Genomic DNA, 26,265 nt, shown 5'->3' on the forward strand with positions numbered 1-26,265 from the left:
GGGATAAAGACCCAGCTTTCAGCGTCGATCATGCCGTTTCTATTCTTTCAAAATATACGCCGGAATTCTATTGAATTAAGCTACTTTTTTGCGGTCAAATTTTCCCTATGTTTGAAAATGAGCTGCCTATCTCAATAGTTTGAATCAGTCAGAACAGTCTGCATCACCGAATTGCAACAAATTTAAAAAAAATCTCTAGATTTATGCTCCAACTTCTAAAACTACCGATACAATTGCAGCCGGGGACGAAAAACTCCAAAAGAAATATTCAAGTTCGATCGCTGGATGTATACTGATTTTTCAATTCATCATTTATGCGACAGTGTAGGAATTTCTCTAAGCTGTCAGCCCAAAAGATGGAATTTGCCTGACCCGCGAAACAGTCTAGCGGTGAATCGAGAACGATTTTCCACATCAGAGGTCGATCTACTACTCCTAATGATTTGACCGTACCTTTCCCAAGCAAACTCAATAACGATTCGGATGGAGCGTGAACAGTGAGTATTTTCAGTAAATTACGAGATTTCGTTGGACTCAATGAACCTGTCGAATACGAGTACGAATACGACGAGATGGACGGACAAGACTATCAGTCGCTCTATCAAGAAGAGAGCGCTCCGGCTCCAGTCGCAGCCACCGAAGAAGAAACTCGATCGCGTCGGGCAAATCGTTTTCGCGATCGAAGTGTTGGAATTGCAAGTGAAACCACTGGTGTAGGAGCCGCTATGAATAATGTGATTGGAATGCCTGGAGCAGCAAACGGAATTTCGGAAGTCGTGGTGGTTGAACCCCGCACGTTTGAAGAAATGCCTCAAGTGATTCAAGCATTGCGTGAGCGTAAATCAGTGGTGCTGAATCTGACGATTATGGATCCGGATCAAGCTCAACGCGCTGTAGATTTCGTGGCAGGCGGTACTTATGCGATCGACGGTCATCAAGAGCGCATCGGTGAAAGCATTTTCTTGTTCACGCCAAGCTGTGTTCAAGTCAGCACCCAAGCAGGCGTGATCAATGAATTGCCCCAAGCTGCTCCTGCTCGTCCCCGCGCCTCCGCTCCGACACCCGTTTGGGGCACAGAACCGAGAGCAGTACAAGGTTAGAGAAATAGTTAAGGGTGAAAGATAGTTTGATCTCGAACCCTTTAATCTCTTTATCTGAGGTTAATAGATTGTCTAAACAATTTGGCCTGATAGGCGGCGGGATGATGGGAGAGGCTCTCTTGTCCCGCCTTGTTGCTCAGAACGTGTTTGATTCTGCTGCGATCGTCGTGAGCGAGCCGAATCGATCGCGCCAGGAATTCTTAGCGCAGCAATATCACGTTCAAGTGACCGAGCAAAATCGACAAGCGGCAGATTGCGAGATTGTTTTACTCGCGATTAAGCCGCAGATATTTCCGCAGGTTGCGGAGGAATTAGCAAATCAGCAGGTTTCTGCCCTGGTCATTTCAATTTTGGCAGGAACGACGATCGCGCAGCTTGAAGCGGCATTTCCCAACGCGCCCGTCATTCGAGCGATGCCTAATACGCCCGCAGCCGTTGGAGCTGGGATTACCGCGATCGCCCCAGGTCAGCGTGTTGAGCCACATCACATCGAACAAGCGAAACAGATTCTCAGCACGGTCGGAGAAGTGGTTGAAGTGCCCGAATCGATGTTAGATGCGGTGACAGGTTTATCCGGTTCAGGGCCGGGATATCTTGCGATCGTCATTGAAGCTTTAGCGGATGGCGGAGTTGCGGTGGGATTGCCAAGAGCGATCGCGCTCAAGTTAGCGATTCAAACAGTGCGGGGAACGGCTCAACTGCTGCAAGAGTCAAATCTCCATCCGGGGGAACTGAAAGACCGTGTGACCAGTCCTGGAGGCACGACGATCGCTGGAATTGCAGAACTCGAAAAAGCGGGGGTGCGATCGGCATTGATCGAAGCGGTAAAAGCAGCCGTGAATCGATCCAAGCAACTCGGTCAATAATTTCAAACTTCAAATCAAATGCTAAAATCTGGGCGATCTTCTTCGCAGGCGGTTTCTATGCGGTGGTCTTCAGTCCTCAAATTTGTTCTGGGCGTGTTCTTCGCGATCGCACTTCTTGCGACAGGTGGTTTGGTTGCCGCAAGAGTTATGATGGCGCGTCTTTCCGTCATGCCGCCTAAGCCCACGTTCCCGAATGATACTCCTACCAAAAATCCAGCCGCCAAGCCTGCTGCAAAACCTGCGGTAGAGAAATCGGATAAGCCTGATACTGCTGCAAAACCGCTTCCAGCCGGGGCATTTCCAGCACGGGTGACGCAATCGATCGGGCTTGTGGTGCGCGATGCTCCGGGAAGTGAAGGGGGATCGATCGGCGGTGTCGATTTCAACGATCGCGTTACGGTGCTGGAGTCGAATGCCGATAAAACTTGGCAAAAAATTCGCTTAAACAATGGTCAAGAAGGGTGGGTTCGGGCTGGAAACGTTGAGCAGATGAGTCAATAAGTTATAGTTGCGCTTATTACGGCAAAGTAAAGTCTGTAACGCTTATGGTCAGCAAACAAGAAAAGTATCGTCGTATGGAAGTTCGACGGAACATCGGCAATCGAACCATCAGAAATCGAACTATCAGATCACTTTATCAGCCGTCGCAGTCTTCATATCCCTACTTGATTGCTCATGCTTGTTTTAACTGTCAGAAAAGCTTCAAGCTAACTTACCACACAGATCATGTTTGTCCCCAGTGCGGCGGGACAATTTATCTAATGGGGCGTGCATTCAAAGCTCCTAACTAAATGGGGCGATCGTGAGCAGTGGAAGAAAGTCCAGAAGTTGTATGCGCTCGGCTTTCGATTTCATCGGTATCGCGGAGCATATCCGTCTTTACCAGACCGCTTACGAGAGGTCGATCAATTTGTTGAGCAATATCCCGATCATGCACTCCGAATTGCTAAACCCGATGAAACGCTACTTCCTGACGAGAAGTAATATTATTTCTGATACGATCAAAATTCTTGATTGAATTTCTTAGAGTGCTTGTGTCTTCGCCTGCCATCATTACGATCGTAAAAATGATCGAATCTCTTCCAGATGACTTGCAAGAAAAAGTTGTAGAACATCTTCGGGACTACATTGCTGATCCAGAAGATGAAAAGCGTTGGGATGCCTCGTTCAAGGGGACGCAGAATAACTTATTGACAGCGAAAGGCAAAACAAGAAATTTCAGAAGGTCGCTCAAAGCCAATGAACTATGAGCAGCTATGAAGTTTACTCTTGATTAGAGCTTGCGAGACGATCGAGATCGCGCTTCGCCCTCCGTTCATCCAGCCATTGCTGAAGAATAATTGCGGCGGCTTTGCGATCAATCAGTCCTTTATTATGCTGAAGCGAAATTCCTGCCGTGATCATTGATTGTTCCGCCTGAAAGCTGGTCAATCGCTCATCCACGTACTCGATCGACAACGATAACGCCTTTGAAATCGTTTCTCCGAATTTTTGGATATGCTGAGCTTGCTTGCCGATCGAGCCATCCATCGAGTAGGGCATCCCAACTACGAGAATTTCGACATCGCGATCACGCACAATCTGCCGGAGATCTTCGATCGTCTGCGGATAAGATTTACGAACGATCGTGGTGAGCCCGGTCGCGATTAGCCCTGTACCATCGCAACCTGCAACCCCAATTCGCCTCTGCCCCACATCTAATCCGAGTGCCGCAACTCTCTCCATGTTTAGCAGCAGGGATCTTCGCGATGTGGTTCTTGGGATGCAGCTTTCATCAGTTCTTGCACGCTTTTCGGCGTGGATTTATCTGCTTCTTGAGCCTTTTCCGGTGCCGGGAGCTTAACCGATTTCAGCATTGAAATGCGTCCAGGTACAGGTTTACGGCTGGGCTGAAGATTCTGAAGCATCTCTGCGAGTTGCAGTCCTTCGGCGATCGACTTCGTTTCTCGAACCTTGTGCCACACCGATCGCGACATCAGCAGGGTATGCCCAATTCGCTCGGCTCCAATGCTGTCTAAATATTCCTCGCGTTCCGGTTGATAGTCGGGCGATGCCATTTGTAAAGATTGAGCAGGGAGATCCTGCATAATCCGCGCCATTTGCGCCATCAGTTCGGGGTAAAGCCAAGTGTAAGCTGGATTTACCGTTAGATGAGCGATATGCGGCTGTGAACCATCGCGGCAGAGGTGCAGTTGAAAATAACCGATCGCTGCTTTACGCTGCGGCTCAAACACATAGCCGCCCACCACTTCAGTCCGTGTAAAGACTTGCTTTGCCCATTCGACCAGGCTACCGAAAACGCTAACCTTGAAATCTTGAACATGGCGATCGAAGACCTGACGCACCAAAGGCGGCATCGCCATCGTATCAAGCTGATAGAGCAGTTGGGCATCTGCGTTACTGACCGGAAGCAGATTCGGTAGATCCGGCTCTCGTTCTGCCAGTTCTTCTAGCTGTTCTGGCGAAATCGACCAGTAGGTCATGTTTGCTAACGGCTGAAATCCATTATGACGATATAGATCTAGCGCCGCTTTGTCATTGACATCGATTTCAAGTACCCAAGTCCGAGCTTGCCAAATCCGCTCTAGACAGAAGCGAATCAGCAGAGAACCGATATCTACTTGCGTCATCACTTGAGCTTCCGCACCTTCCGACTCAACGATCGCAGGCGCAACCACGACGCGATCGACGCGCCAAGTGCTGCGAGTCCGGTTGAACGGAGAAACCTGAATCATGCCTTGAATCCGCTGATTTAGCTCTGCAACATGAACACAGGGCAAGTTTTGCAGCGGATTCGGAAACAGACTGAGGAGCTTCATCACTCCATACCAGTTGCGAATTGAGACGCTTTTTTCACGAACAGCAGAGCAGTGCGGCAATTCATGTTCCGGTGATTGCTGCGTCAGTTGGTCGATCGCATCAAGATCCCGATATTGCACGGGACGAATCAGGGCATTAGCAGTCTGAGGAAGTCGAGGCATAAGAAAGGAAGGCAGCAGTTCAACCCCAGAGTAAGAATTGGACATCGGTTTTGGGTACAGCCTTAAGGGGTATTCGTTTAAGGTTGATTCACCGATTGCAGCCCAATGGCGGATCGTTTTTCAGCGGCATCAATTGGACGAATCAGCACCACAGGGGTCTGCTCGTTGGCGTTGCCTGCGGGATTATCGATCAGTGCCTGCTTGAGCAAAGGCATCGATATATCAGATGACGCTGCCAATATTTTAACTGCTTTCAAATCGTTGACATCAACAATTGCCGCAGATAATCCAGTTTCTCGCTGAATCCTGTCCACAATTTCTTGCGATTTATCTGGACCTAAGACGATAAATTGATCGTAAGGCGGAATTGTTCCAGTTACATCGTCAATTAGTCGGGCTTGCTCACCTGCCAAGCGATAGAACATCCCCTTGACCCCGAATAGTTTCGCGATCGAGCCGATAATAAACGCAGCCAGCACCCGTGGCGCTCCCTCAATGTCGATTAAAGTTTGCATACCGCAAGCTGTCGCTAGGCTCGATGTGGGGAAGAACATATAGCAGAGCCGAGTTGCCAACCAGCCGGGTTTCACTTCACGCGGATCGCGGAATCGTCCTTGCATAATTGCGAGCGGGGATTCACCGATCGTCACGATATCGCCGGGTTGAGCGTGAGGCATGACGTAGCGCTTAACGACGCTGACCGGATCATCCAGGTGAGTGAGCAGGTGAGTTTTAATTGGTAGGACATCAGCATGGGTTGCAGGTCGCCAGCGTTTTGATTCCTCGGCTGAAGGGAATTTAAGCGGCACGATCACATGCCGAACTTTGGGAATCCAGCCTTGAGAGCCGTAATAGACATAATGCAGTTGAATCCAGGCAACTTTGAGGTCGCGCAGATCTTCGCCTTCGATTTCGATCACGGCTTCGATCGGATCACGCGCTCCCAGCTTAACGACACGCCCTTCCCAGTAGCCATCCTCGCGGACTTCTGCATCTTTGAATCGGGGAATGATGCGGGTTTTGACCTTGATCTCGTCAAGACTTCCAGAAGACAGCAGTTTAACCTCTGCATCAATGCGCGGGGTCATCACCTCTAATCGGCGGGCAAGATTTTGTAGCTCTAGCTGTCCGACTAAAACGTATCGCTGAGGCTCATAAACTGCCAGTTCCCACTTGCCCAAACTCAGATCGAGTGTGCGGGTGGGTCGCTGCCTGTACTGAACTTCAAGCGCCAACATCACCAACAGAATAAATCCGACGATGCTACCGAGAATGCCGATGACTATGCTCACAAAAACTCCTTGTGTCGTTGCCTGAAAAAGATATACGGCAGTTGTACGATCGTCAACTGAATTTTTCAAAATGTTTGGCGAATTTTTGTGCGGCGTTCTTCGCGATCGCGATCGTGCCAGAACCAGTCTTCGTCGCTGCGGTGTTCGGCAGATTCGATCCGCTCGACTGCCCAAGTGAGATATTCGGCTGAGCGATCGCAGCCGAGCCAGTTGCGTCCGAGTTGTTCCGCGACAACGGCGGTTGTGCCAGAGCCGATAAAGGGATCGAGAATGCGATCGCCTCTTTGGGAAGAAGCGAGAACGAATTTTCGCACCAGTTCTTCGGGTTTTTGGGTGGGATGCGGCGTTTTTTCGTTCATTCCGTTGCAGGTGGTCGGGATTTCAATTACATCTCGCGGTTTTGCGCCTTTTGGGTGCGGATGCCAGAGTTTTGTGTCGTTTTTGCCGCGATCGCTGTATCGACTGGTGGAAGCTTGCGGATGTTCGGGATATTTCAGCGTATGTTCGTTGTAACGGGTGCGAATGTTTTCAACTGTAAGCGTGAATTTCTTCGTTTTACGAAAATGCAAAATGCTTTCGTGGGATCGACCCCAATCATTTGAAAGATTGGCTTTGTTTTTGTAGTGCCAAACCAGCCAGCGGCACCCTTGAAAAAATTGTGAAGCCGGGAGTCTTAGATCTGCCAAAATCTCAGAAAAGCCGCAGATATAAAACGTTCCAGTGGGCTTTAGAATTCGTGCAGCTTGTTCGATCCACTGCATCGACCATTCAACATACGATCGTTGAGATTCAAAGCTGTCCCATTCTGCTTTTTTCAAGTTGTAGGGAGGATCGGAAAACACTAAATCAATTGACTCAGAAGGGAGTGATTTCAGCCATTCCACCGCATCTCCAAGCCAAAGCTGACCGTTATCATGATCGTAGAAAAGGTTAGGAGAAGAAGTTTTTTGATCTGAATTGATCATGATTCGATCGAGCGAATTAAGATGATCAATAGCTGAGTCAAATTGCTGCATCTCTCACTCAAAATTTTTCACTTAAAATTGGTGCATTAGCACTATATCCGATCGTTTCCTTCTTTTTGCTAAATGATGCAATATTCTGTCCATCCACCAAGCGAGTTTATCTGTCAGCATTCCGAGAAATTACTTCCAGAATGGTCTACCCCAGTTCGCTCGATCGTGGTGGTTTTGCAGCCTTCTGATCGAGAATTAACCGAGCGGTGTTGGGAAACTGATTTGCAAAAACAAATTTTGCGATCGCAGTTTCTTGAATTTGGATTCAAGGTAGCAGAATTGCTGCGTCAACGCGGATATTTAGCGGAATTGTTCGACCCTAAAACAGGATTACCAATTTTGTCGAAAGCGGGATCTTTACGGCTCGACGATGTGGCAGTGGTGCGATCGACCTTGGGATATGGGATCACACCTGCGGGAAATTGTTTCACAATTGTGCATCCGCGCTGGGGAAGTGCGGTTTATCCTTCAATTTTGATGTCTTCAGCAGATCTGTCTTCTGTTGAAGCGGCAGTCGCAGGTTTACGGGAATGCCACCATTCTTTCAGGGGTTGAGGCAGTTTGACCCAGTACAACGTCAGCACGATCGGCTCGTGCGCCTCACGCCCGACGATTTCAACGTTGTAAGACGGGCTATTTCGAGAAGCCAAATCGACAATAAACCTTCGTCCGATGCGTCGCCAGCTTGGTTCCTTGCCGCGCCATTCGATCCGGCAGCAAGGATAGGGGAGTTGTTCTCGATCGAATAAGCGACAGCAAGACCCAATCACGCGATACGTGAAGTGACCACCGGGACTAGAGAAAATATGCCCATGAGCAAACGGATGGGACATCGCGGGCAAGTTTGGTTCATGGGCGGACATATATCTAGTAGCCTTCCTCCTCGTATTCGGGCTGTTTTTGCTTCGGCTTATCTGGAATCTTCAGTTCTTGCAGGGGTTGAGGAGGAATATCTTCTTCTGGCGCGTCTGCCCAAGGATCTTCATCGAGATTTCCTGGCTCAAAGCTTTCTGGCGATGCAGGTGCCTCAGATCCTACTTCCTCAAACTCTACTGCGATCGCGTCATCTTCTTCATCGACATAGGTATTGTCATACGCTTCGTCATCGTATTCAGGCTCGTCGTTGCGCGTCGAGAGTCCCCAATTCGTGTCGTCGCTATCCTCCCAGTTCTCTTTTTCATCGTCGTCATAGACCGAAGACGGCGGATAAATTTCGGCTTCGCGATATTGCTGACGCGGAGGTTCTTGTTCTCGGCGCAGTGGAATCGGCTCGCGCTCCCATTCATCAGTTTCCCAGGTTTCCTCAACTTGCACGATCGGTTCTTGAATGCGCGGACGCACATCGACCTGCGTGGGTTGACCCGACGGAAGCTGATTTTCCGGGCGAGCGGGGGCGAGGTATTGGTCTTGTTCGCGCTCCCACGGGGCTTTGCCGATGCCAAGCCGCTCTAGAACACCCACGCTGAGCTGGGTCATACGGTCTTCGGAACCTTCGATTACGATTAATCGATCAGGCCCGCTACTCACAATTTCGGTGATCGGTAATTCGTAGGTGCTCACCACTTGATCGGGAATGAGGGGAAGCCCGATCGACGCAATGACCAGATTATCCAGCTTGCCTGTATCGATGTTGAATCGGAAGCCGCGCACTTTTCCGAGTAATTCCCCAGTTTCGGTGATGACTTCGTAGCCGATCAGATTGCTATATCCTTCGAGATCGACATCTTCAACCACGTCTTCGTCATCCACCAGGATGACATCTCCGATTTGGCGGATGCTGGAGAGCATCATTGGTTGAGCGGTGCCATACAACAGATTCGGACGCAAACTAAGGGCAACAACTTCTTGCGCGTCAATATCGACCCAAAGCTGACTCACCACGCCGAGTCTTTTGCCCGTACTGCGTGTAATCACCTGAGTTCCAAGAAGGTCGGAGCGTTGGCGAAATTCTTCTGTCATTGAGTGCCGAATCCTGTTGCTTACACTTTTTTCTAATTATCAAACCATATCAAGGATCGATCGATACGGAATTCCGAACGCAATTTGGGTTAGACGCACTCTAAACGCACTCTAAACGCTTTGAGGCAGCTTGATTCCCAGAACTTGGGTAAAGGCTCCTCGCGCCTGAGTGACCCCGATCGTGCGTTGGGCAGATTCGATCATCGGACGACGCAAGCTCACCACAATAAATTGCGCTTGTTGGGCTTGCTGCTTGATCATTTTAGCTAATCGCTCCACGTTTGCCCCATCTAGGAACATATCAACTTCGTCAAACGCGTAGAACGGCGATGGGCGGTAGCGCTGTAGGGCAAAAATAAAGCTGAGTGCGGTGAGAGATTTTTCTCCTCCCGACATGGAAGCCAACCGCTGAACGGGCTTGCCTTTTGGGTGAGCGATCAGATTTAAGCCGCCGTTAAAGGGATCGTTGGGATCTTCGAGTTGGAGTCGTCCGTCGCCATCAGACAAGGTGGCAAAGATCTTTTGAAAGTTGATGTCTACGGCTTCGTATGCCTCCATAAAGGCGCGCTGTCTGAGCGTGGTGAAGTTTTCAATTCGCAGCAGCAGTTCGGTGCGTTCTTCTTGAAGCGTTTCGAGTTTTTCAGTGAGTTCATCAAGGCGGGCTTGGGTGCGATCGTATTCCTCTAATGCCAGCATATTCACAGGTTCCATCGCCTGTAAGCGCTTCTGCATTGAGCGAATTTCGTGCTGAAGTTGTCCCAGATCACGAGTAACGGTTTCAGGGACTTCGGGAATCGGGTCGGGAAGTTCTGCGCTTTGAACCGAAAGCTGTGCTTGTTCGGTCAGCAGTTGCTCCCGCCGCGCTTGAATGGTTTCGTGAGTTTTATCACGCTGCCATCCGTGTTGCTGCTGGCGGTTTTGAAGGTCGCGCAGTTGTCGATCGACCGCGTCGCGCTGATGTCTTGCTTCACCTAGCGTTTTATCGAGTTCAGCCAGTGCGTTTTTCAACTCAGTGATTTGACTCTGAACGGCGGTCTGTTGGGTAGTGTTTTCAGATTGTTGTTGCAATAAAAGCGTTTGCTGCGATCGCGCTTCCTGGATGCGGAGTTGTCCTTGCTCGATTTTTTCTTGTAGTCGTTGGAGGCGAGTTTCGAGATCTTGCGATCGTTGCTCGATGGCTCTCAGGGCGAGTTCCTTGTCGTTTAGGGCAGACTCGAGCGATCGTAGCGCTGCCTGAATGTGTTGCCATTCGCTGTGCGTTTGGGATTGTTCGAGGTCAGCGAGAGAAGTTCGGAGTCGATCGAGTTGCGCTTCTTGAGTTGGAACTTCGGTATCTAGGACTTTTAAGCGAACCTGAGCCGTGGAAAGCTCCTGCTGATTCTTTTCAAGAGCGCGAGTGAATTGGATTTGCTCAGATTCAAGCCGTTTCAGTTCCTTTTGTACCTGTTCTCGTTTGAGTTCTAATTCTCGGTGTTGTTGACGCGCTTCGTTGAGAGCCTTGGTCTGGTCTTTTTGGGCGATCGTCGCTTTTGCGATCGCGCCTTCGCAATGCCCCAAAATTTGGTCAATTTCCTGCAACCTGCGGCGGAGGGCTGCAAGTTCGGGCGATTCTGCCGCGTGACCTGTGCCAAATCTGAGCGACGATCGATGTCCGCTACTTCCCCCGGTCATTGCGCCACTTGCTTCTAGCAATTCTCCATCAAGCGTGACGATCCGATATTGCCCTAAATGCCGCCGTGCATCGCCTAAAGTTTCAAAGACAACCGTTGTCCCAAACACATAAGCAAACACATCGTAGTAGCGCTCTTCAAACTCGATCAGATTGATCGCATAACCGATACAACCTTGCATCGATCGCATCGTTGCCCGATTGGGAATGTGTGGCGGGTTGAGTTTGTTGAGCGGGAGAAATGTGGCACGTCCAGCGCGGCGTTGTTTGAGAATGTCGATCGCAGCCGCCGCGATCGCGTCATCTTCGACCACGATATTTGCTAATCTCGCGCCGGCTGCGGTTTCTAAAGCAAGCTGATATCGCGGATCGACCTGTCCCAACTCTGCGACTAACCCACAAATGCCCGTCAATCCCATTTTCAGAATGACTTGTGAGGCTTGGGTTCCTTGTGCTTCTTGTACCGCTTGCGTTTGTGCTTCTAGTTTGTCTAACTTGCGTTGCTTGTCGCGTTGTTCTTCAAGGAGCCGTGATTGAGTTTGCTGTTGAATTTGTAATTCCTGTTCAACTGATGAAAGCGATGCTGCTAGTGATTGAACTTGAGTCATTGCAGCACTTAATTGCTGTGATAACTCGCCTTCTTCAATTTGCTGTTCGCTGAGTTGAGCGGTAGTTGTTCTGAGTGATTCGGTTTGGTCTTGAACTTGTCGATCGAGTTGATTAATCTTCTCTCCTAGTGCAGCTTGTTCAGTACGCTGAGGCTCCAATGATTTAATCAGTGTTTCAATGTGATGGTGTAACTGCGTTTGTTCCTGCACCCAAGCATCCGCATTTGCAGCAGAAGCATTCGCTTCATCGCGTTTACGATCGAGCAATTCCCGCGCCTGATCACGCTGCTGTTTTGCCTGAATTAGCTCTTGCGTGTCGATCAATTGTTTCTCGCGAGTTAAAGCGGTTGACGTTTGAATATTTCCTTGTAGATCCTGCTGCGATTTCGCTAAGTTCTCACTCAGTTCTCGACTAGCTTTCTGTAAGTCTTGCTGCTGACGCTCTAATTGTCGCAATTCAGCTTCGCGGGTGGCTAAAGTGGATTGCACTGCGATCAATTCTTCTTCACCGAGCGATCGCACATGAGCATTGAGTGCTTCTAACTCAACCGTCTTTTCATTCATTTGCAGATCGATCGCAGCAATTTGCTCGGTTAAATCTGCAATTTCTTTTTCACCCGCTTGAATCTGTTCCTGCAATTTGCGAACGCCTTGAGCCGCCTGCTCGTAGCGAATCACAGTTTCCCATTGTTCTTTGGCTTGCAGTTCAGATCGCAGTTTTTTGTATTTCTCAGCTTTGATTCGATCTTGCGCTAAGCGATCGCGCTGCTCGATTAATTCACGTTCAACAATGTGGAATTTATCTTCCTGATCCTTAACGGCATCGAGCTTATCTTTGGCTTGATTAATCTTGCGATCGAACGATGCGACTCCCGCCAATTCATCGATAATCTCACGCCGCTCTCGACCATTCATCGAGATGATTCGCGTGACATCCCCTTGAAGTACAACGTTGTATCCTTCCGGGTAAATCCGCATCCGTTCTAACTGTTCATGTAGCTCTGTTAGTGTGCATGGTTCACCATTGATGTAATAGTTTGATGTATAGGTTCCCTGCTGCGTTACACGAAGCTTACGAGTGACGCTCCATTCTGCATTAATCGAGCCATTGCCATTTCCATTCAATTCATAAACGGTATCCGGTTGATGTCCATTCTCGCGATGTGGCTCATTCAGCGAAACATCCGCGTTTTCTTCGTTCGGATTGCTTAATGCCTGAAACAAATCCAGCTCATCCGACAAATCAAACACCGTAGTTACGGCGGCTTCAACGGTCGATCGACCTTTCGATGCCTGCGTATGATTCACTAAATCCGGCAAGCGCTCCGCCCGCATTCCTTTCGAGCCAGCAAGACCGAGACAAAACAACAGAGCATCGAGCAGATTCGATTTTCCTGACCCGTTTGGTCCTGAAATCACAGTAAATCCCGGCAGCAACGGAATCGGCGTTGTGCCGCCAAAGGATTTGAAGTTAGTCAGTTCAACGCGCTTGACGTACACAGGGGTTGAGTAAAAATCAGTGTTTAGTGTAGCCCGGAATCCGACAATTAAACGAGAATCATCGGATTTCTATCATAGATAGCACACTTAGAACGCTTGATCTACATAATTTTGAATATTTTGTCTCAAGTTAGAGCATTACTGTCATGAAATTCACTGCGTCCGTTGTGCGGCATACTCTTGCAAGGTCATACAATCGCCAGCCTCATAATCTGCGTAAGCTGCTTGAATTTCAGCAATGTCTTCTGGAGAATCTTCTTCATCGTCGAAAAGCTCAGCGTCGAGAACTTGCCACAATTGCCGCTTTTCTGAGAGGTCTAGAGAAGAAACAGCTTCTAGAAGCGATCGATCAGGAAATTTCTACTTTCAGGATGTTCTCAGACATTGCAAGTCCCCTTAAGTTGCCTATCCTCATTGTGCCTGGTTCAATTTGGCAATGCAAAGCGATCAAGTATTTACTCAACTGATGTTAGGACGATCGTTCGCGATACCCACTAGAGAAGTGGAGTATATTATCACTGGTATTCTTTAATATCTATCACTAATGAAATCTTTAGGCTCTTTTCTAATAAGTCTCTCTCTTAGCCTCATCGCTTGCACAACTGTTACAGTGCAGACACCCCAAACATCTCAATCCTCTCAAACTCCCCAAGCAGAAAGTACACCAAAAGATCCACCAGTAACAAATACACCGACTGAAACAGCGCCTTCTCCAATTAATAAATCTCTTCAATCGTCCAAGCAGATCAATGCGTCCTGTAATTATGCGGCTGGTAAGGCTGTAGGAGGGCAGGAAATCAATGTTGATCTTTGCTCAATCCGAGTAAAAAATTCACAGTCTGTGGCTTTCATTTACTACTTAAACAGCGATCAAGTAGAAAGCGAGGCAGACTGTTCTAATAGAACTTGGGTAACTTTTCCAGAAAGACAAGTCAATCGGCCGCAATCTCCCGCCACACAAAATATGCTTGATACTGTTTGTAGCCGCCGAAATTCTACCAGTAGCACAACTTCATCAGCAGGGACGGCAATTGTATTTGATCCCCCATCTAATGTCCGTGTGTCACCTAACGGAGCTATTTTATGTTCTGTGCAAAAGAAAACAACAATCAATATTTATGGCTCTGATGGCTCTTGGTATAAAACAGACGTTTGCGGATCAATTGGCTTTATTCATGCTGATCAGGTAAGGTTTTAGCTATCGCATGATAAAAAGCGCCCAAGTTTCCCTGGACGCTCTAAAACATTTCGAGAATTGTCTTAAGTCAGTGCATCTGCACCCGCAACCACTTCCAGCAGTTCTTGAGTAATTGCCGCCTGACGTGCCTTGTTGTACGACAACGTAAGCGAACCAATCAAATTCTTGGCGTTATCACTCGCGTTGTTCATCGCTGTCATCCGAGCCGCCAACTCACTCGCCGCTGCCTCTTGCAGCGCTCTGAGCAATTGGTTATTCAGATACAACGGCAACAGCGCATCGAGAATTTGCACCGGATCTTGCTCGAAGATCATGTCTTGCGGGAAGCTTTGAACTTCAGGAGCCGCGACTCGTTCACGTTCAACTTGGAACTGTCCGCCGCGAGTTGTGAGCCGGAAAATTTCATCATCAGAAACTTCCAACCCTTGCGGATCGAGCGGTAACAATGTTTGAACCACCGGACGAGACGCAATCAAGGACACGAATTTCGTGTAGATTAACTCAACTCGATCGACACTCTCCGACAAGAACTGAGTCAGCACCACATCCGCGATTTGTGCTGCTTCTGCTGAGGTTGGAATCTGCTCTAAGCCTGAATAGCTTTCGACGATCGGATAGTCCCGACGCTGGAAATACTGTGCCGCTTTACGCCCAACTACAACCATTTTGTAGTCGATGCCTTCCGCTTTCAGTTCTTGAGCGCGGTTTTCAGCCCGACGAATCACGTTGGCATTGTAGCCGCCGCACAATCCTCGATCGCCTGAAATCACAAGCAATCCAACGGTTCCAACGTCGCGCCTTCTCAAGAGCGGCAGATCTGCTTCTTCAAATCTCAATCGCGCTTGCAAGCCGTATAGCACTTGCGCGAGGCGATCAGCGAACGGACGAGTTGCTGTCACTTGTTCTTGTGCCCGACGCACTTTCGCTGCTGCCACGAGCCGCATCGCTTCTGTAATCTTTTTGGTGTTCTTGACCGACTGAATGCGATCGCGAATAAATTTTAGGTTTGCCATAGTTTGAAACGATTTTAGAGTTTAGATTTTGGATTCTGGATCAATCTAAAATCCAAAATCCGAAGCTGTTTCAGAGAGCGGTTTATCTGAGTTCAAATTGCTTAGGGTCTACCTTCTAAATCCCCCACTTGTAAAGAACCTCAAACCAAGAAAGTCTCGATTTTCAAAGTTCCTCAGAATGGGGGATTTAGGGGGCAGAAGTCGTTTTCAACGAAGCAAAATAAACTACGCAGCAGCCATCATGGTTTGCTTCGTCTCGGTAATCGCTTCTTTCAGCAGACCTTCAGCTTCATCGGTCAACACTTTCTGACCTTGAACGATTTCCACATACTTCGGCTTACCGGTCTTCAGATAGTCACGCAAGCTCTTCACAAACGTCGTTACCTTATCAACCGGGATATCATCCAAATATCCATTGATACCGGAGTAAATGACAGCAACTTGTTCCGCAACCGACAGCGGCGAGTATTGCGGCTGCTTCAGAATTTCACGTAGACGAACACCACGCGCCAATTGATTCTGAGTCGCTTTATCCAAGTCAGACGCGAACTGTGCGAATGCTTCCAATTCTGCAAACTGTGCAAGCTCCAGTTTCACCTTACCCGCAACTTTTTTCATCGCTTTGGTTTGTGCTGCCGAACCCACGCGCGATACCGAGATACCCGCGTTTACAGCAGGACGCAGACCCGCGTTGAACAAGTCAGACGACAAGAAGATTTGACCATCGGTAATCGAAATTACGTTAGTCGGAATATATGCCGAAACGTCACCTGCTTGAGTTTCGATGATCGGCAATGCAGTCATGCTACCGCCGCCCAATTCATCGCTGAGTTTCGCTGCACGTTCGAGCAAGCGGGAGTGAACGTAGAACACATCTCCCGGATAAGCTTCACGTCCCGGTGGACGACGCAGCAAGAGCGACATTTGACGGTAAGCCTGAGCTTGCTTCGACAAGTCATCATAGATAACTAAGGTTGCTTTGCCTTTGTACATGAAGTACTCAGCCAAAGCTGCACCCGTGTAAGGCGCGAAGTATTGCAGAGTTGCCGGATCGTTTGCGTTTGCAGCAACCACGATCGTATATTCCATCGCGCCCCGATCTTGCAGCACTTGCACAATGTTTGCCACGGTCGAAGCTTTTTGACCGATCGCAACATACACACAGATCACGTCTTCACCCTTTTGGTTCAGAATCGTGTCTACCGCAACCGAAGTCTTGCCGGTTTGACGGTCTCCGATAATCAACTCACGCTGTCCCCGACCGATCGGAATCATAGAGTCGATCGCGGTAATTCCGGTTTGCATCGGCTCACAGACCGACTTCCGCGCAATGATGCCCGGAGCCATTGACTCGATCAGGCGAGTTTCGGTCGTATTGATGTCGCCTTTTCCGTCTAAAGGACGTGCCAGAGCATCGACTACGCGACCGATCATTGCCTCACCGACAGGAATTTGAGCAATCCGTCCGGTAGAAGTCACGGAGCTTCCTTCTTGGATGCTGCGACCGTCGGACATCAATACCGCACCGACGTTATCTTCCTCCAGGTTCAGCGCCATGCCGACGGAACCATCTTCAAACTGCACCAGTTCACCGGACATGCACTTATCCAACCCATAGATCCGCGCAATGCCGTCACCGACCTGCAACACGGTTCCGACGTTGGAAACTTTCACGCCTTGATCGTAACTTTCGATCTGTTGGCGAATAATATTGCTAATTTCGTCTGGTCTGATTGCTGCCATTGGAAACCTCTGTTAAAGGATGAGAAATGAAAGGAAAAAGGGAGTTAGTTTGAACTGCTCAAACGTAGCGTAATCCGTCGCAACTGACCGCGCAGACTCGCATCAATCACTTGTGAACCAACTTTAATGATCACACCACCGATCAATTCTGGATCGATCTTAGTTTCGATTTCGACTGAGTTCGCATTCGTCATTGCAATGACTTTCTCGCGAATCGCATTCTTCTGATCATCGTTCAGTTCAACCGTCGAAGTGACTTCTGCTAAAACAGCTTGCTTCAGCTTCCGGTACAGTCTTTGGTATTGCTGACAGATGCCTTCGAGAAACATCACGCGGCGACGATCGACGAGCAACATGATGAAATTCCGCATGAACGGATGCACCGCATCACCGAACACCTGAGACAAAACTTCTCTCTTGAGATCGCCTTTTGCCAAAGGATTCGCGATAAAGTCCTTCAGGTCTTGTGAACCGTTCAATGTATCGAGAATGTTGCCAACATCTTCAGCAAATCGATCGGTGAGATCATTCGACTTTCCCAAAGACATCAACGCCTGAGCGTAGGGATCTAAAACTTCTGACCTTAAAATATTCTCTGCCATCGCTCTACCCCTCGCTCAATAACGCAATACTGCGATCGACTAACCGTTGCTGAGACTCATCATTCAAGCGTCCCGGCAATTCGCCTTCTGCGCGTTGCAGTGCTAGAGTTGCCACTCGCTGACGCAATTCATTAATGATGCGCTCTTGCTCTGAAGACAAATCTGCGGCTGCGGTTTCACGCATCCGAACGATATCTTGTTCAGCTTTCGCCAAAATATCGTCGCTTGCTTTCTTCGCAGCAGCTTCCGCGTCAGAACGAATCTTTGTGGCTTCTTGTTGGGCTTGAGCAAGCTTCTGCTGTTGTTCAGCGAGTTTAGACGCAGCCGTCTTCTTGCGGGTTTCTGCTTCTGAAATCGCAGTCTCGATCGCGGTGCGGCGTTCGGTCAAGGTTTTACCGAGGAAACCTCGTCCAAAGTAAACGACGATCGCAATCACGATGCTGAGGTTAATCAGGTTGGTTTCGAGGATATCGAAATTGAATCCGAAACCGCCCCCCTCTGCTTCTGCCAGTAAACTCACCCCGCTGGCGAGTCGCAAATATATTTCCATGACACTTATCCAAAACTGCGCGTGACTATCCCAAGTTCATTGGGCCCAAACCGGACGGGGAACTTAAAATTCATTGGGAGCCTTGATTAACCAGCAGCCTCGTTAAACTCCAGTTAGCAATTTATCTAGAATTTCACGGCTTAAGGCTTCAACCTGTTGTTCCAACGTTTGAAGCGCTTCTTGTTTTTGCTGGTCTAACTCCTTCTGAGTTTGTTCCCGCTGTTGTTGTGCTTCTTGTTGCGCCGCTGCAATTTTCTGTGCTGCGATTTGATTGGCTTCGGCTTGAGCTTGGGCGATCGTATTTTGATATGCCCGACGCGATGCTGCGAGTTCAGTTTCGTACTGCTTAGCTAACATTTCAGCCTTTGCCAACCGCTCTTTCGCATCTGCTTCACTGCCTCGAATAAAATCGTTACGATCTTCAACCACTTTAGTGAGCGGCTTGAAGAACACAGCGTTTAGCACTGCGACCAACAGTAAAAATTGCACCGCCATCAACGGCAGCGTTGCGTCAAAATCAAACATGATGAGGAGAAGAATGAAGATGAATAAGAAAGCGAGATCTGGAAGGCCTTCCAGATCTCAGGCTTCATACTTATGCGAAGGGGTTCGCGAACAGCAATACCAGCGCGATCACAAGACCGTAGATGGTCAGCGATTCCATGAACGCGAGGGTCAGCAGCAAAGTACCCCGGATTTTTCCTTCTGCTTCAGGCTGACGAGCGATCCCTGCAACCGCTTCTCCCGAAGCGTTACCTTGACCGATACCAGGTCCGATTGCAGCAAGACCGATCGCGAGAGCAGCAGCGATTACAGAAGCAGCAGCAATGGTAGGATTCATAGTTCTTTCCTTTGAGTTGAATACGGTGAACAGATTGGGTCTACGGCGCGTGTTCTTCTTCGCCGTGACCTTCGAGTGCTTCATGAATGTAAGCACCCGCCAGAGTCGCAAACACGAGCGCCTGAATTGCACTGGTAAATAGACCCAGCAGCATCACAGGCAGGGGAACAAAGAGCGGCACTAGAAGCACCAATACACCAACCACCAACTCATCCGCCAAGATGTTGCCAAAAAGTCGGAAGCTGAGGGAAAGCGGCTTGGTGAAGTCCTCTAGAATCGCAATGGGCAGGAGAACCGGAGTCGGCTGAACGTACTTCGCAAAGTAGCCCAACCCTTTCTTACTGAAGCCTGCGTAGAAATAAGCCAGCGACACTAAGAGCGCTAAAGCAACGGTGGTGTTGATGTCGTTTGTTGGGGCAGCCAGCTCGCCTTCTGGTAATTTGATTAATTTCCAGGGAACGAGGGCACCCGACCAGTTGGAGGCAAAGATGAACAGAAACAGGGTGCCAACGAAGGGAACCCAGGGACGGTACTCTTTTTCGCCAAGCTGGTTTTTGGTCAACTCTCGCACAAACTCTAGCGCGTACTCCATCAAGTTCTGAACGCCTTTTGGAATGCGTTGCGGGTTGCGGGTTGCCAGCACCGAAGCGCCGACCAACAGCCCGATCACAATCCAGGAGACGATAAAAACCTGCCCATGAATCTTTAGATTGCCAATTTGCCAGTAGAGATGATGACCCACCTCTAGGTTGGCTAACGGTAAAATGTTGGGAGCGTCGAGGAAATTTAGCATTTCAGTTCAGGCGGCTTTTCCCAGATTCAAGGAGCAATATTTTTCTGCGAATTTCTATTACTTAACTCTGAGTTTGATCAGGCGTGAATAGAGTTCGCAAGGTGTACACGAGCAGCGTACCTTTATACGTGAGAAATCCCAGAAATACAGGTAACACATGGAGTTCTTTCATTTGGGTCGCGACAATAATCACTCCCGCAAAAATCGCTAAATGTGTTTTGCTAATCTGTTGTTTCTCGGTACCGAGGCGTTCTACGTTTCGTGCCAATAACTTTAAGTAAACCACACCTGTACACGCTCCAATTAAATAATTCAGAGCAGTGTTGAGCGAATAGAAATACCAGACGGGAAAGAAGATCAATCCGGTGAGGACAATGGTTGTAATTAACAACTCGTTTTGGAGTCGATAATATTCCACCATTGAGGCACTCGGCTCTGGTGTTTCTGTACCAGTGTGGATCGTTTCTTCCATAGCAGGCGCGGCTCCAAAGTTAGGTCTACATTGCCATGATAACGATCGAATTCGGTTGATATCCGAGCGATCCCGACAATGCTGAACCACGAGTCATCATATCATGTGGAGGTAATAATACTTAATGACTTTCGATAGGGCGATTTTTTTGATTCAGGATAAAAGAATTTCTAATCTGTCAATGATCAAAAGTGACTAGAGTGTGCTAGGTGTAACTTTTGTGATCCATAAGGTAACAAGCCTAACTCAGTATCAAGGATAATTCCTAGCCATGGGTATACAGCGACAATCTGAAGGAGAAAGCTAATTATGAAAAAAAGAGCAGGAACTACAAATTGTCCCCAATTGCAAATAGTAATTCGTTGAGAATCCAGCACCTTGCTGAGTGTGCCGAACAGAGTACTAACGAAAGCTCCTACGACTAATCCCGTAATGATTCCAAGTATGAGTGTAAAAAATATAAGAGCGAACTCCATGACTAAGACATTAATCGCTTTAATTATCGCCACAATCGTGAGTAGTAACGTAGGAGCGCTCCCACCGGCTGCTCCTAACCTAAGACTTAGTAAAGCAATTCTCCAAAATTGCTGATCGTCATACATTCATCGGACTCCGAGCCATGAGTTTCGTCAAGCTTACAGTACCTGTAGAGAAAATCGTTTGTGATCAATGCTTCTGATTAATTGGAAGTTGCTCGATCGAGTTCTCGTAATATAGAGGCATCCGCTTTTGATAAGGAATTCGCTTGTGAAATTTAGCGTAATGCTCGCTCGTGATGTAGATGGCGTTTAGATTGTCGAGTGTCCGAGTATTCTTGGGTACATAAGTCAGGGTGAGACCAAACGAGAAGCACTGGAAAATATTTAGAGATGCGATCGCAACGTGTTTAAGTAGACAAGCTTAATTAAAACCGATCCGCCCTCACCTTAACTCTCTTCCACAGGAGCTTGGGTGGACATGATAGCTTCTCCAGGAAGAGGGCTGAGTGAGAGTAGATTCAGGGTTGATTTAATCCACAATCCCTAATAGAAGAAACGCAAGAACTTTGTCGATCGACCGCTTCAAGCGGTATCCTGCATAAGACTGAAGAACTGAGAGCGAGTTAACTAAAACACAGTCACTCGTCTCTTGCTGATTGTGATACCGTGGGCGAACCGAAATCGTATGAAACCGTCTCTTAGATTACTGACTTTAGGTGTGGGAGTTTGGATGATCCTTGGATTGATCGGTGCGGCATTCGCCAATCCTGCCCGGACTCAAACCGATCCGGAACCTCCCACCTCCAATTTCACCCTAGCCGCAAGCCGCGACGCAGAGGGCGATCCAACGCCGCCGTTTATGATCACGCAAGCTCTTGCAACACGCAAGCCCAACCCCGCAAAACTCACGCTCAAGCCGCAGACGACCGCTCAAGGCGGATCGACTCCATCCCCTTCTGCACCCCTCCCTGCTCCAGCAGGATCGCCGCGCACTCCGAATCCCGCACCCGCCGCAACTCCCACTCCGACCACTCCGGCTCCAACCACGCCAGCAACCGGAGGAGCCAATCAACTCGTTCCTACCCCCGCCTCCCTCGACCCCTCGCCCAACCGCCTTCAGTTTCCTACCCAGCCCGGAGAAGTTCAAGTCCGAGCGACGCAGCCGATTACTCTCCAGCAAGCTTTAGAACTGGCAGAACGCAATAACCGCGATTTAGAAGTGGCGCGTTTACAAGTCGAGCAAAGCCGCGCCGCGATTCGTGAAGCCAGAGCAGGTAATTTTCCCACGCTCGGACTGACGGCAAACTTAACTCGATCAGGCAGTGTCTTCATCACGCAAGACACGCAGCAAAACAGTTTTCTCGATCAGCTTGGCGTTGATTCCGGCAACAGTGGTGCCACCCGTACCGCCTTCAGCACAGGCGCACAGCTCAACTACGACCTCTTCACATCAGGATTACGTCCTGCCCAGATCGAAGCCGCAGAGCGTCGATCGCGGGGCGCAGAACTCCAGCTTGAGCAAACTCGCGAAGACTTGCGCTTACAGGTATCGAACGATTATTACAGCCTGCAAAACGCAGATTCTCAAGTAGCAATCAACGAAGCAGCGGTTCGCAATGCTGAAGCAAACCTGCGAGATTCTAGAGCGCAGGAAACCGCAGGGCTAGGGACTCGATTCGACACGCTCAGAGCCGAAGTCAACTTAGCCAATGCGGCTCAGTTGTTACGCAACGCCCAAGCCAACCAAGAAATTGCGCGACGACAACTGGCACAGCGGCTTAGTTTAGCTGAAACGGCAACGCTCACCGCCGCTGATCCCGTGCAGCCTGCCGGGACTTGGACAATTCCGCTCGAAGACAGCATTGTTTTAGCGTACAAAAATCGGGCAGAGCTAGAACAGCAGCTTGTACAACGCGAAATTAGTCAAACGCAAATTCGAGCCGCCCGCGCCCAAAATGGCGTAACCCTAAGCCTTGTTGGGGCTTACAATTTTCAGCGATCGGACACCACCACTAGCTCCGCCCGCAATTCAGACAACTACAGTCTAGGACTGCAAGCCCGTTGGAACTTGTTTGACGGCGGCGCAACCAACGCCCAAATCGCTCAGCAAGAGCGCAACCGCGAAATTGCTGAAGCTCGATTTGCCCAAAACCGCAACCTGGTTCGTTTCCAAGTCGAGCAAGCCTTCGCCAACCTGCAAGCAAACCTAGCGAATATCAATACCACGCAGCAATCGGTAGCACAGGCAGAAGAAGCGCTGCGGCTGGCGATTTTGCGCTTTCAGGCAGGGGTTGGTACACAAACCGATCGCATTAGCGCAGAAGCAGCCCTGACCCAAGCCCAAGGCAACCGCGTTAGCGCCATCATCAACTACAACCTCGCGCTTGCCCAGCTCCGACGCGCCGTGAGTAACTTAAGTCCCTGAGCCATTTTGCTCAATTCTCGGCACAATAGTTCTGAGCCTTCTCGACCCACTGTTGTTCTCTCGACTCGTTTTATGACTCACTCTTTTTCTCATGCTGCTTTGATGATTCGGATTCTAATCCTGTCGGGGCTGATCGGGGTCAGTGGTATCGCCCGCGTTCAGGCGCAAACTCTCGATTCCAAGGCGAAGCAAAGCGCAGATCCAATTCCAACCGTAAACATTGAACCTGCCGTACCTGCGGCTCCGCCTAGCGGAGATGCCTTTATCGATCGCACCGATTACAGTTTGGGAGCAACCGAGCGCATCGAAACGCCTGCGGTGGTCGCAAAGCCATCTGCCCCCGTTGCTCCGCGTCGATATGAAGTGGCGGAAGCAGTGAGCGCAGCTCCCGTTGAAGTCGGCGGCTTTAACTTATCGTCTAGGGGAATTGAGTGGAATGCAGTGGCTCCCTCAAACCCGATCGGCTCCGCCTATAGCACTGTTCAAACCTATTTCAATCGCACGATTCGCCCGATCGGTCGAGTCGGCAACGGGGATTTGAAGCTCATTTTCCCCCTAGCGATTCCGTCTCCGATTACGTCGATTTTTGGCTGGCGGGTGCATCCGATTAGCGGTGATACGCGACTGCACACCGGAACAGATTTAGGTGCGCCACTGGGAACTCCGGTATTAGCAGCGCTGACAGGTCGGGTGATCATGGCGGAATTCTTTGGCGGATATGGGTTAGCCGTAGCGCTCGAACACAATGCGGGCGCACAGCAAACCCTTTACGCTCACTTGTCTGAGATTTTCGTCAAGCCTGGAGACATTGTGAAACAGGGTGCGGTCGTGGGACGAGTTGGCAGCACCGGAAACTCGACTGGGCCGCATTTGCACTTTGAAGTGCGGCAGCAAACCACAGACGGATGGGTGGCGCTGGATGCGGGAGCATCGCTAGAAACAGCGATGGCAGAATTGGTTAAGTCGATGCAAGTCGCTCAGAAACCGCAAACGCCCTAATCTTCACCTAATCTTCAACAGTGCCATCCGATCGAATCATGTCTTGGACGATCGCTGACTTCAGGAGTGCGCTACTCATCTCTGCGCGGGTAAAGTTGGCGCGAGTAAGGTCGGCGTAGCTCAGGTCAGCACGTCCAAGGTAAGCTTCGACTAAAACAGCATCGATCAACTGAGCGTGTTGAAGATTCGCACGGCTGAGATCAGCGTGATTTAATTTAGCGCGGGTAAGAGTTGTGTGAGTCAGTACAACTTTATGTAATTTGGCGTGATTCAGCGTGGCTTCGGTCAAGATTGCCGATCGCAGATCCGCTTGAGTGAGAATCGCTCGATTTAACTTCGCGTCTTTCAGGTTCGCGTGGCTCAAGTTGGCTTCGGTTAAATCAGCCTCCGTGAGAAACGCTCCGGTCAGGATTGCCTCACTGAGGCTGGCTTGGGTTAGCGTGGCTTGGCGTAGATTTGCTTCGCTTAAATTGGCTCCTGCGAGATTCGATCGACTTAAATCCGCTCCGGTTAGGTTCGCGCCTCGTAAATCCGCTCCCCGCAGATCTGCACCGCGTAACACCGCGCCTTCGTAGCTTCTTTTCTCTTCTCGAAAATTGGCTCCATGCAGATCCGCCCCGCGCAAATCAGCGCCGCTAAAGTTGGTGTTGCGTAAATCCGCACCGCTGAAATTGGCATCTACGATCGAGGCAAGCGAGAGATCGGCTCCCCGCAAATCAGCATCCTTGAGGATTGCACCATGTAGATCGGCATCGCGCAAATTGGCATTGAGCAGAGTTGCTTGGCTTAGGTTTGCACCACTCAAGCTGGCATGAGTAAGATTGGCGCGAGTTAAGGTGGCGCGATTGAGATAGGCAAAGGTCAAGACTGCGTGATTTAAGTCGGCTTGGGTGAGATTAGCGCCGATCAGATCTGCGTAAGTGAGATCAATGCCTGCAAAGTTTTTGCCAATAAACTCTAATTCTCCCGCGTCGTATCGTTGCAGCAATTCTTGAGCATTCATGGCGAAGCAAGCTTTTGAAGATCCTCAGTCCTAGTTTGCCCGTTGCGATCTCTTTGTTTCACAAGCTGGGCTGGGTGGAGCTTGCGAGAGTCGCATCTGCAACGCTACTGGCTCTCAGTGAGACCAAAAGGGTTTGACGCAAAGTGTAGTAACTTGATTTGAGCGATCGCGTCAAAACAGGCACGATTTCTAAATAAGTCTCTGGCTCTTTAAGCTGGCTAGCTTTGTGAATTAGAAGCTGCTGAAATTCGTCGATCGTTTCTACTTGAGTCAAACTCGTTCTCAGCAATCCATCTAAACTATAAAGCTTGAGGTTTGACCAATCTTGGGGACAGAATTCAAACACATAATAGACCGCTGAAAATAAAAGGATTTTTGCTTTCAACGGGTTTGTGTATTTCAAAATTTCTCGACGCACATCGAACAGATCAATCCGTTCTGCTTGAGCAGGTTCAGAGCCTGAATTTTTTTTTCCATAAAAAGGTTCCACTTCGCGCAGAATAATCTCTGCAACTAGCGAATACTCGGCCGGTTTATTCAGCGTTTTGACGATCGTACTCAAGCCCGGTCGTAAGTCTTCTAGAGTGGGATAACGTTGCATCAACTCGTTCAGCAACTCTGCTGTTGATACCTGGTCGATCACGCATGAATTCGCCTCCCAATATCGCCGGCAAGTATAGATTAATAGCTTTTTAATCCGGCTGATATTGACATCTTGATCTAATGTCGTCGCTCGCGTTGAAGCAGTAACGATCGTGGTGGCATCTTGGGCATAAGCTCGTTCTAAAATGGAGAGAATAATCTGCCCGATCAAAGCATATTCAGCCGATTTATTCAGCGTTCCGATTTGATACGTTAAGCGCGATCGTAGCTGTGCGAACGTCGGATAGGCTTGTCTCACTTCTTCTATCAGCGAATACCAACTCAGTGCATCGAGACGAGTGCAATCGCCCTCCCATTGATCACGACAGAGATAAAACAGCAGCTTTTGGATGCGGACGGCGTTTGGATTGTGTTGAAGTTCGCCAATCACATTGAGAATTGCACTCGGTAGTGTCGCTCCGATGGGGGTAATCGATTCGCGCATCGTCTTGGTTAACTCTTCGGGGCTAGAGTTCCCCAATGGCTCGAAGAGTTAACCCGCATCACCATCGCT

The 26,265-nt window shown here is 49.2% G+C and carries 26 protein-coding genes and 1 pseudogene; 9 read left to right on the forward strand and 18 right to left on the reverse strand.

Going from position 1 to position 26,265, the window contains the following annotated elements; all coding sequences use genetic code 11:
• Positions 1–497: 497 nt before the first annotated feature.
• The 5 genes and pseudogenes from H6F51_05645 to H6F51_05665 all read left to right on the forward strand — a co-directional run bounded on the left by H6F51_05645 (position 498) and on the right by H6F51_05665 (position 3,226).
• Positions 498–1,100, forward strand: a complete 603-nt coding sequence (locus H6F51_05645) for a cell division protein SepF (protein MBD1821981.1) — start codon at positions 498–500, stop codon at positions 1,098–1,100.
• A 68-nt stretch (positions 1,101–1,168) separates the two neighbouring features.
• A complete protein-coding gene (gene proC, locus H6F51_05650) occupies positions 1,169–1,966 on the forward strand; it encodes a pyrroline-5-carboxylate reductase (GenBank protein MBD1821982.1) in 798 nt (265 codons plus the stop codon).
• Positions 1,967–2,023: 57 nt separating this feature from the next.
• Complete coding sequence (locus tag H6F51_05655; GenBank protein ID MBD1821983.1) at positions 2,024–2,467, forward strand: SH3 domain-containing protein; 444 nt, start codon at positions 2,024–2,026, stop codon at positions 2,465–2,467.
• A 267-nt stretch (positions 2,468–2,734) separates the two neighbouring features.
• Entirely contained in the window at positions 2,735–2,950 is a 216-nt protein-coding gene (locus H6F51_05660; GenBank protein ID MBD1821984.1) for a hypothetical protein, read from the forward strand.
• Between the two features lie 50 nt (positions 2,951–3,000).
• A pseudogene (locus H6F51_05665) lies at positions 3,001–3,226 on the forward strand (hypothetical protein).
• 3 nt (positions 3,227–3,229) lie between these two features.
• Here H6F51_05665 and ruvX read toward each other — a convergent pair.
• The 4 genes from ruvX to H6F51_05685 form a co-directional block, all read right to left on the reverse strand.
• Positions 3,230–3,691 carry a Holliday junction resolvase RuvX gene (gene ruvX, locus H6F51_05670; protein ID MBD1821985.1) on the reverse strand — a complete coding sequence of 154 codons (462 nt, stop codon included), beginning with the start codon at positions 3,689–3,691 and terminating at the stop codon, positions 3,230–3,232.
• Positions 3,692–3,693: 2 nt separating this feature from the next.
• Complete coding sequence (locus H6F51_05675; protein MBD1821986.1) at positions 3,694–4,947, reverse strand: GNAT family N-acetyltransferase; 1,254 nt, start codon at positions 4,945–4,947, stop codon at positions 3,694–3,696.
• A 77-nt stretch (positions 4,948–5,024) separates the two neighbouring features.
• On the reverse strand, positions 5,025–6,185 hold the full coding sequence (locus H6F51_05680; protein ID MBD1821987.1) for a F420-0:Gamma-glutamyl ligase: 1,161 nt from the start codon (positions 6,183–6,185) through the stop codon (positions 5,025–5,027).
• Positions 6,186–6,304: 119 nt separating this feature from the next.
• Entirely contained in the window at positions 6,305–7,255 is a 951-nt protein-coding gene (locus H6F51_05685; protein ID MBD1821988.1) for a site-specific DNA-methyltransferase, read from the reverse strand.
• Between the two features lie 72 nt (positions 7,256–7,327).
• Here H6F51_05685 and H6F51_05690 point away from each other — a divergent pair, with 72 nt between their 5' ends.
• Complete coding sequence (locus H6F51_05690; GenBank protein ID MBD1821989.1) at positions 7,328–7,810, forward strand: methylmalonic aciduria and homocystinuria type D protein; 483 nt, start codon at positions 7,328–7,330, stop codon at positions 7,808–7,810.
• On the opposite strand, the gene H6F51_05695 is transcribed toward H6F51_05690, so the two are convergent.
• The 4 genes from H6F51_05695 to H6F51_05710 form a co-directional block, all read right to left on the reverse strand.
• Positions 7,717–8,118, reverse strand: coding sequence for a hypothetical protein (locus H6F51_05695; GenBank protein ID MBD1821990.1), 402 nt, complete (start codon positions 8,116–8,118; stop codon positions 7,717–7,719). The genes H6F51_05690 and H6F51_05695 overlap by 94 nt on opposite strands.
• A gap of 4 nt (positions 8,119–8,122) precedes the next feature.
• Positions 8,123–9,214 (reverse strand): PRC-barrel domain-containing protein, encoded by a 1,092-nt coding sequence (locus H6F51_05700; GenBank protein ID MBD1821991.1) that lies wholly within the window; start codon positions 9,212–9,214, stop codon positions 8,123–8,125.
• A gap of 111 nt (positions 9,215–9,325) precedes the next feature.
• A complete protein-coding gene (gene smc, locus H6F51_05705) occupies positions 9,326–12,991 on the reverse strand; it encodes a chromosome segregation protein SMC (protein ID MBD1821992.1) in 3,666 nt (1,221 codons plus the stop codon).
• A gap of 153 nt (positions 12,992–13,144) precedes the next feature.
• A complete protein-coding gene (locus H6F51_05710; protein ID MBD1821993.1) occupies positions 13,145–13,288 on the reverse strand; it encodes a hypothetical protein in 144 nt (47 codons plus the stop codon).
• Between the two features lie 418 nt (positions 13,289–13,706).
• Between H6F51_05710 and H6F51_05715 the strand changes: the two genes are divergently transcribed.
• Positions 13,707–14,189: a hypothetical protein gene (locus H6F51_05715; GenBank protein ID MBD1821994.1), complete on the forward strand. Its 483-nt coding sequence runs from the start codon at positions 13,707–13,709 to the stop codon at positions 14,187–14,189.
• Between the two features lie 62 nt (positions 14,190–14,251).
• Here H6F51_05715 and H6F51_05720 read toward each other — a convergent pair whose 3' ends face one another.
• The 8 genes from H6F51_05720 to H6F51_05755 all read right to left on the reverse strand — a co-directional run bounded on the left by H6F51_05720 (position 14,252) and on the right by H6F51_05755 (position 20,203).
• Positions 14,252–15,202, reverse strand: coding sequence for a F0F1 ATP synthase subunit gamma (locus tag H6F51_05720; protein ID MBD1821995.1), 951 nt, complete (start codon positions 15,200–15,202; stop codon positions 14,252–14,254).
• A gap of 225 nt (positions 15,203–15,427) precedes the next feature.
• Positions 15,428–16,945, reverse strand: a complete 1,518-nt coding sequence (gene atpA / locus H6F51_05725; GenBank protein MBD1821996.1) for a F0F1 ATP synthase subunit alpha — start codon at positions 16,943–16,945, stop codon at positions 15,428–15,430.
• A gap of 44 nt (positions 16,946–16,989) precedes the next feature.
• The gene (locus tag H6F51_05730) at positions 16,990–17,547 is read right to left on the reverse strand and encodes a F0F1 ATP synthase subunit delta (GenBank protein MBD1821997.1); all 558 of its coding nucleotides are present in this window, start codon (positions 17,545–17,547) and stop codon (positions 16,990–16,992) included.
• A gap of 4 nt (positions 17,548–17,551) precedes the next feature.
• The gene (locus H6F51_05735) at positions 17,552–18,097 is read right to left on the reverse strand and encodes a F0F1 ATP synthase subunit B (GenBank protein MBD1821998.1); all 546 of its coding nucleotides are present in this window, start codon (positions 18,095–18,097) and stop codon (positions 17,552–17,554) included.
• A 102-nt stretch (positions 18,098–18,199) separates the two neighbouring features.
• Positions 18,200–18,622 (reverse strand): F0F1 ATP synthase subunit B', encoded by a 423-nt coding sequence (locus tag H6F51_05740; GenBank protein MBD1821999.1) that lies wholly within the window; start codon positions 18,620–18,622, stop codon positions 18,200–18,202.
• A gap of 70 nt (positions 18,623–18,692) precedes the next feature.
• Positions 18,693–18,938 (reverse strand): ATP synthase F0 subunit C, encoded by a 246-nt coding sequence (gene atpE / locus H6F51_05745; GenBank protein ID MBD1822000.1) that lies wholly within the window; start codon positions 18,936–18,938, stop codon positions 18,693–18,695.
• 40 nt (positions 18,939–18,978) lie between these two features.
• The gene (locus H6F51_05750; GenBank protein MBD1822001.1) at positions 18,979–19,731 is read right to left on the reverse strand and encodes a F0F1 ATP synthase subunit A; all 753 of its coding nucleotides are present in this window, start codon (positions 19,729–19,731) and stop codon (positions 18,979–18,981) included.
• 61 nt (positions 19,732–19,792) lie between these two features.
• Complete coding sequence (locus H6F51_05755) at positions 19,793–20,203, reverse strand: ATP synthase subunit I (GenBank protein ID MBD1822002.1); 411 nt, start codon at positions 20,201–20,203, stop codon at positions 19,793–19,795.
• Positions 20,204–21,367: 1,164 nt separating this feature from the next.
• Between H6F51_05755 and H6F51_05760 the strand changes: the two genes are divergently transcribed.
• Both H6F51_05760 and H6F51_05765 read left to right on the forward strand, forming a co-directional pair.
• Complete coding sequence (locus H6F51_05760) at positions 21,368–23,107, forward strand: TolC family protein (protein ID MBD1822003.1); 1,740 nt, start codon at positions 21,368–21,370, stop codon at positions 23,105–23,107.
• Between the two features lie 72 nt (positions 23,108–23,179).
• On the forward strand, positions 23,180–24,106 hold the full coding sequence (locus H6F51_05765) for a peptidoglycan DD-metalloendopeptidase family protein (GenBank protein ID MBD1822004.1): 927 nt from the start codon (positions 23,180–23,182) through the stop codon (positions 24,104–24,106).
• A 7-nt stretch (positions 24,107–24,113) separates the two neighbouring features.
• On the opposite strand, the gene H6F51_05770 is transcribed toward H6F51_05765, so the two are convergent.
• The gene (locus tag H6F51_05770; GenBank protein MBD1822005.1) at positions 24,114–25,109 is read right to left on the reverse strand and encodes a pentapeptide repeat-containing protein; all 996 of its coding nucleotides are present in this window, start codon (positions 25,107–25,109) and stop codon (positions 24,114–24,116) included.
• Between the two features lie 58 nt (positions 25,110–25,167).
• Positions 25,168–26,196: a hypothetical protein gene (locus tag H6F51_05775; protein ID MBD1822006.1), complete on the reverse strand. Its 1,029-nt coding sequence runs from the start codon at positions 26,194–26,196 to the stop codon at positions 25,168–25,170.
• Between the last annotated feature and the right edge of the window lie 69 nt (positions 26,197–26,265).

It is taken from the genome of Cyanobacteria bacterium FACHB-DQ100 (genome assembly GCA_014695195.1).
Taxonomy (GTDB): domain Bacteria; phylum Cyanobacteriota; class Cyanobacteriia; order Leptolyngbyales; family Leptolyngbyaceae; genus Leptolyngbya.

Bases quoted from the DNA above. Each gene is read 5' to 3' on its own strand.
- ruvX (MBD1821985.1), bottom strand. From the start codon at position 3,691: ATGGAGAGAGTTGCGGCACTCGGATTAGATGTGGGGCAGAGGCGAATT.
- H6F51_05765 (MBD1822004.1), top strand. From the start codon at position 23,180: ATGACTCACTCTTTTTCTCATGCTGCTTTGATGATTCGGATTCTAATC.
- H6F51_05700 (MBD1821991.1), bottom strand. From the start codon at position 9,214: ATGACAGAAGAATTTCGCCAACGCTCCGACCTTCTTGGAACTCAGGTG.
- atpE (MBD1822000.1), bottom strand. From the start codon at position 18,938: ATGAATCCTACCATTGCTGCTGCTTCTGTAATCGCTGCTGCTCTCGCG.
- H6F51_05730 (MBD1821997.1), bottom strand. From the start codon at position 17,547: ATGGCAGAGAATATTTTAAGGTCAGAAGTTTTAGATCCCTACGCTCAG.
- H6F51_05695 (MBD1821990.1), bottom strand. From the start codon at position 8,118: ATGTCCGCCCATGAACCAAACTTGCCCGCGATGTCCCATCCGTTTGCT.
- H6F51_05775 (MBD1822006.1), bottom strand. From the start codon at position 26,196: ATGCGCGAATCGATTACCCCCATCGGAGCGACACTACCGAGTGCAATT.
- H6F51_05770 (MBD1822005.1), bottom strand. From the start codon at position 25,109: ATGAATGCTCAAGAATTGCTGCAACGATACGACGCGGGAGAATTAGAG.
- H6F51_05675 (MBD1821986.1), bottom strand. From the start codon at position 4,947: ATGCCTCGACTTCCTCAGACTGCTAATGCCCTGATTCGTCCCGTGCAA.
- atpA (MBD1821996.1), bottom strand. From the start codon at position 16,945: ATGGCAGCAATCAGACCAGACGAAATTAGCAATATTATTCGCCAACAG.
- H6F51_05720 (MBD1821995.1), bottom strand. From the start codon at position 15,202: ATGGCAAACCTAAAATTTATTCGCGATCGCATTCAGTCGGTCAAGAAC.
- H6F51_05735 (MBD1821998.1), bottom strand. From the start codon at position 18,097: ATGGAAATATATTTGCGACTCGCCAGCGGGGTGAGTTTACTGGCAGAA.
- H6F51_05690 (MBD1821989.1), top strand. From the start codon at position 7,328: ATGATGCAATATTCTGTCCATCCACCAAGCGAGTTTATCTGTCAGCAT.
- H6F51_05755 (MBD1822002.1), bottom strand. From the start codon at position 20,203: ATGGAAGAAACGATCCACACTGGTACAGAAACACCAGAGCCGAGTGCC.
- H6F51_05750 (MBD1822001.1), bottom strand. From the start codon at position 19,731: ATGCTAAATTTCCTCGACGCTCCCAACATTTTACCGTTAGCCAACCTA.
- H6F51_05680 (MBD1821987.1), bottom strand. From the start codon at position 6,185: ATGTTGGCGCTTGAAGTTCAGTACAGGCAGCGACCCACCCGCACACTC.
- H6F51_05655 (MBD1821983.1), top strand. From the start codon at position 2,024: ATGCGGTGGTCTTCAGTCCTCAAATTTGTTCTGGGCGTGTTCTTCGCG.
- H6F51_05685 (MBD1821988.1), bottom strand. From the start codon at position 7,255: ATGCAGCAATTTGACTCAGCTATTGATCATCTTAATTCGCTCGATCGA.
- H6F51_05760 (MBD1822003.1), top strand. From the start codon at position 21,368: ATGAAACCGTCTCTTAGATTACTGACTTTAGGTGTGGGAGTTTGGATG.
- H6F51_05740 (MBD1821999.1), bottom strand. From the start codon at position 18,622: ATGTTTGATTTTGACGCAACGCTGCCGTTGATGGCGGTGCAATTTTTA.